This is a genomic window from Paenibacillus sp. P4_A7 (assembly GCF_056402455.1).
On the sequence record NZ_JBFUHJ010000422.1, the window covers coordinates 1 to 4,965 of the forward strand.

Annotated in this window: 6 protein-coding genes; all 6 read right to left on the reverse strand. The window is 42.5% G+C overall.

The window, feature by feature from the left end; translation table 11 throughout:
- Window positions 1-47: 47 nt before the first annotated feature.
- The 6 genes from AC1DWN_RS27890 to AC1DWN_RS27915 all read right to left on the reverse strand — a co-directional run bounded on the left by AC1DWN_RS27890 (window position 48) and on the right by AC1DWN_RS27915 (window position 4,714).
- Complete coding sequence (locus tag AC1DWN_RS27890) at window positions 48-1,046, reverse strand: DUF4303 domain-containing protein (protein ID WP_477562143.1); 999 nt, start codon at window positions 1,044-1,046, stop codon at window positions 48-50.
- Window positions 1,047-1,073: 27 nt separating this feature from the next.
- A complete protein-coding gene (locus tag AC1DWN_RS27895; RefSeq protein WP_477562144.1) occupies window positions 1,074-1,397 on the reverse strand; it encodes a DUF5713 family protein in 324 nt (107 codons plus the stop codon).
- A 48-nt stretch (window positions 1,398-1,445) separates the two neighbouring features.
- Window positions 1,446-2,390 (reverse strand): YwqG family protein, encoded by a 945-nt coding sequence (locus tag AC1DWN_RS27900; RefSeq protein WP_477562145.1) that lies wholly within the window; start codon window positions 2,388-2,390, stop codon window positions 1,446-1,448.
- Window positions 2,391-2,416: 26 nt separating this feature from the next.
- Window positions 2,417-2,953 (reverse strand): hypothetical protein, encoded by a 537-nt coding sequence (locus tag AC1DWN_RS27905; RefSeq protein ID WP_477562146.1) that lies wholly within the window; start codon window positions 2,951-2,953, stop codon window positions 2,417-2,419.
- 56 nt (window positions 2,954-3,009) lie between these two features.
- Window positions 3,010-3,999: a hypothetical protein gene (locus tag AC1DWN_RS27910; protein WP_477562147.1), complete on the reverse strand. Its 990-nt coding sequence runs from the start codon at window positions 3,997-3,999 to the stop codon at window positions 3,010-3,012.
- Between the two features lie 220 nt (window positions 4,000-4,219).
- Entirely contained in the window at window positions 4,220-4,714 is a 495-nt protein-coding gene (locus AC1DWN_RS27915; RefSeq protein WP_477562148.1) for an SMI1/KNR4 family protein, read from the reverse strand.
- Window positions 4,715-4,965 lie beyond the last annotated feature (251 nt).

Below are 4,965 nucleotides of genomic sequence, written 5' to 3' on the forward strand. Positions count from 1 at the left end.
TCACCTCATATTTTTCACCTCATATTTTCCGAAAGTACTGACCATGCTCAACCATTTAGTCGTCTATTAATCTGTTTCTTTTTTTGTCCGGACAGCTCTCCATTTGATATATTTATCATAAGGAGAATATCTCGCTCGCAAATTTGTGTAAAGAAAAGATCAGCATTTAACTCTTCCAACACTTGAATGCACATCTCAACCATCTTGTTTCTAAACTGACTAACTTTACTGTTGCTGGTAAGCAGGGTTACATGCTTCACCATCGTCTCGCACACAACATTAAAATGCTCTGAATGTGCACCTTCATATTTCCATTCTGTTGTTTCATACTTGTAAAATTCTTGTTCCTTGGGATCTTTCTCAACAACCTGTTTTAAAAAATATTTTGTGTTCATTGCAGGGCATACCATAGTTGCGTTAGTATCCAAATATAGCCCAAAAGCAATAATTTCTTCTTGTTCATAGAGATTAACCATACTAGAAAAGGTTGTTCGAGTAGCGGATTTTATCTGTTTTTTGATTTCATCATAATCAAAAGGCTTAGAGGTTGGTGTTCGGATTAACTTATCTATGAATTCCTTAAAACTATTAGCTAACACTATTTTTTCATACCCGACTTGATATATGTGTTTTACAAAAGTGACCCTTGGCTCATCTTTTGCAGTACATTGTGAGTAATCAAATACAAAACGTTCTGTACGTGCTGCATCTAGATTTTCACCAAAATAGATTCCGATATCCGGCAAATTGACAAGTCCGGGATAATCTTTTCGTTCTTTTTCACTCTCCAATTCACAAATGGAACTGATATAGGAGCAAATGAAAAGTTGTTTAACATTTTGATTCTCATCATAAATAGGAAAACAGTTCCTTTTCAAGAGCCCTCCATTTTGAGTGTTCTGTAACAGTGATATATAGGATTGTGGTAATTTATACTGAAGATTCTTCTCATATTGCAATTTCTCTTCTTCTATAAAAATCGGTCTTTTAAAATCTTCTTTCCTTTCATTCCATAATTGCTTAAAATCAAGGTCAATCTCTTTCACTCCTGTACCTCCATTCTAGCTAGGAAATTACCAATCTCTCTCCCTGATGGCCGTCTCGGTATCGATATCCACCTTAAACGCATACAGGATCGCTTCTACGGTCGTCCCGATGGAATCCCGTGCCACAGTTTCGATTTCGCTGTCATGCTCATCGAATTCTTCCTGCAAATCGTTGATGGCGATCGTCATCTCATCCAGTTTTCCTTGTATCACTTCGTTCGAATGTGACCCACTTTCCAAAAAACGCACCACTATCAGGATCTGCTCTTTCACCTTATCCACTAAAAAAACAGGATAGTAGCTGTCGTTATACATGTCTTTTAAATAGTTAAAATTAGCATCCAATTTCATTACGTTTTCACCTTTCTGTGTTCGATTGTTTTAATCTTTTTTCTTTAATCAACTAGTTGCCAAATTCACATAGGTATTGTCAAACCTTCTCTGGCGCAAATCGTTGCGGTCGATTAGAAATTCAAGAAAGCCAGCATCCCACCAGCACATACCCGCAGCATCAAGTGAGGAGAGTGAGAACAACAATCGCCAGTTCCGAGCCGCTTCACGATGCTCCGATTCTCGTGCCTTAAACACTTGCAAGAGTGGAATTCGCTCGTTTTCAATATGTTCGGCATATTGATTCTGTCCGCCAGCCAACGCTTCTCTTGCCTTCTCGCGCAGTTCCTCCTCGGTTCTATGGGTATTATAGAGCAAAGCCTCCATCCCACTCCTGCATAGATAGGCATGCAGAGACGTATCGCCAGACCAGGACTGCAAACCTCCCCAAAGCGCATCGCTCTGATCACATACATCCAAATACAGCTCCTCATATTTATCCATTAACTCTTCTGTCTCTTCCCCCAAATCTGCAAGTGACAGATGCGGGGCAAACGTGGCCCGATGAGCAACAAACTCCCGCTCATCCCCATATACCTCTTCCTTATCTGCTGGAGGATCGGCCAATGTCAACTGCTGCAAGTCACCCTCATAGTAAATGACGCGATGATCCACATTGTAGGCTGGCTCGTCTGCTCCTAGAAAAAAATACAGCATGCCTGTGGCAGGCAAATCATCTGCAGACGTAAAGGGCAACTCTCCCAGATTGATTTGAGCCAGGAACGTATACCATTCTCCATCCTCCGTACAGGGCCAAGCGATAGACGGCGGGAGATCCGGACGACCCGCTACCCGGCTGTTGCCTGTCTGGCTGTAATCTTCTTCCCCGGCCAACTCTAGCCTCATCGCCACTTCTGCATGCTGATGCAGCAACGCCGCTACTTGCTCATCTTCCTCGCCATGATATTTGCTAAGTAATTCTATAATAGCTTGCTTTCTCCATCTTTCTCTCATGTTGGTACACTCCTTGTATTTTTCCCTCAAGGGAAATCGAGTTCTGGTGTAATTTTTTGAAAGATCTTCTCTACCTCGGCAGTATGGCTGCGCTCAAGTTCCTGCCATTGAACATGCGACATGAGCACAAACACATGGGTATCCGACCAATAGGAATCCCGAAACAACCGAATCTCAAACTGCTTTTGAATGATATCCGCAATGCCTCGAATCGTAATGTAACGATCATTAGGCGAAAACGTCAGTGGAATCGAATAGATCTCACCTGCGTATGACAAGGTCAGTCCCTCATCCGTCTCTTCCACGATCACTTCTCCAGGTAAAAATTCGCCAAATAATCGGACGATCTCACTATCTTCTTCTCGCCAATCCACAGTCACCCCGTACACCCAGGATAATAGATTAGCTCGTACCGACGACAACTCCTCTTCCCTTGCTGCCTGCAAGAAGTCAGTCCGAACATCGTCACTGAACACTTCCGGATGCCTTTTCAAAAATGCATCAACATCCTCAACACTTCCTTGGAATAGAAATTCCCTATCTTGCTGTTCCACTTGTTTCATTACGCTCACCTCGTCGATGTTCTCGTCTAGCATTTTGCCCTATCAAATCCGATTCATTATGTCTGTTGATGGAACAGGCATAGCTTGCGACAATCCGTACAAATCTCGATATACAACGTACCTTCAGAGCCATCCATCAATACGTTCCATGGAAGCGCTGCGAGAAATTTCATGGTTTGGCCGCAATCCGAGCATGTCGCGAATTGTGCGTCCTGCACCCAATCCGGCCAGCCTCCTATTGTGAAGACCTCATCACCACCGCTAGCGTAATGCTTCGGTACCGCCTCGGCACTAAGTGTGAGCTGATTCCGGCTCATCTCCAGAAGATCATCTTCCGAACAATAATTTTTCGTTAAGGGTGGCTCAAAAGGAATGATCTCACTACGACCATTTTCGTCATAGCACACGAACGTCTCTTCAGTGAATGTGATGCAATTCGGGCAGATGGGAATGGCCAGCACTCCATCAACCTCCAGAAAAGAAAATCGCTCATCAAGGCCGTCCAGTCGCAGGACATCGATCAACTGACAACCGCAATGCGGACAGTGCTGCTCCAATAATTGACCCACTTTCGCTGCCTGATCGACGCCATCTCCTGGCAACATCGTGTAGCATCGCTCGAAGCATAATGAGCTGCGATTCCCCCGATCATCGAAATGCCAGCCACCATGATGGGCATAGACAGACGGATTCACATACAGCTTGCTGCGCCAGGGCAACGGATTTCTCTCCAGCTTAAGGAATGCTTCCTGAACGACATCATCCCCTTGCAGGGCGAGGCAGAGCAGCAAATGATTTGCTTCATCACATGCAGGATCAAAAAGACGCGTGAGCAGCTGATCTCGCACCTCGGGTGAAGCATTCCGATAGAGCTTAGCTGGATAGAAGATCCCCTTGTCGAACGCTGCTTGTGCAATTCGCTCAGTGTTGATATCGTGATAGCCGAGCAACCCATTGAAGTCTTGATAGACTTGATTCCACTCCCCGATCGTTTCAATATTCGAGATGATCGATTCGACCATTTTCTCCACTWCTTCTCTGCTCATAACCTGGTAGGCTTCCCGCTGATTCTTAATTCGACAGCGATAACAGATTCCTTTAAAACCAATAGATTTCCCGCATTCTTGGCATTGATTAGGCATCTTTTTAGATAACCCCTTTCTCGTTAACGTGGGTTTTGTGTCATTTCGTAGGCCCTACCCCAAAATGATGAAACCTTAATAGGATTTTATGCAGTTATTTATACAATTTTTATGCATTGTTTTTCTATTGCATCTCTATTGTATTAGACATGATTAATTGAAAAAAATCTTCAATACTATTTGCTATCTTTTCTACCTCTTCGAATTCAGGCTCATATCCTTGTACAATAGCACCTATATCATTCGTTAAATCAATTGCATAGAATGAATATCCATCATCAACTGACATAACTATGGGTAGATAGTTATCCCACCATGAAGTTATTTCTGATTTCCATTCCTCATCATTCTCTGCTGCTTCTAAGCTTAACGCTTCAAATTCATTCCATTTAAATGCAGTATCCGAGTTATTATTATTATAATCATCCTCACATATAAACCATGTTTTCTCACTAGGCGTTATGCATTCTTTAACCCTTTTTAAAAATTCTAGATAACCTTCGGGAATTTCTCTATACCTTGATGCTATACTATCATTTAAATTTAATTCATATTCAGATTTATCAGTGATATCCCATCCATTATCTTTAGTCCAACTAATGAATTCACTACATTTCATATTCATACTTCCTCCTACCGGTTGAACACCCTTATGCTGGACACTGCACCTCTCAAGCAAATGTTCTCATAGAATTTCTCGAAGCTACTTTAGTAGCTTGTTCTTCAGCTCCTCGGCCGTGTCCGTCTTCCAATAGCTTATATTTAATTTCTTCTCCTGAACCAATTGTCCAACCTGTTCAAATAGCGTTGCTCTTTTCTGAGCTGGCCAATGGGTAAATGACTGCAAATCACTGGACACATTCCAAATAG

What these genes read in the sequence shown, in the direction of transcription:
- AC1DWN_RS27895 (WP_477562144.1), bottom strand. Translation starts at nt 1,397, where the DNA reads ATGAAATTGGATGCTAATTTTAACTATTTAAAAGACATGTATAACGAC.
- AC1DWN_RS27900 (WP_477562145.1), bottom strand. Translation starts at nt 2,390, where the DNA reads ATGAGAGAAAGATGGAGAAAGCAAGCTATTATAGAATTACTTAGCAAA.
- AC1DWN_RS27905 (WP_477562146.1), bottom strand. Translation starts at nt 2,953, where the DNA reads ATGAAACAAGTGGAACAGCAAGATAGGGAATTTCTATTCCAAGGAAGT.
- AC1DWN_RS27915 (WP_477562148.1), bottom strand. Translation starts at nt 4,714, where the DNA reads ATGAAATGTAGTGAATTCATTAGTTGGACTAAAGATAATGGATGGGAT.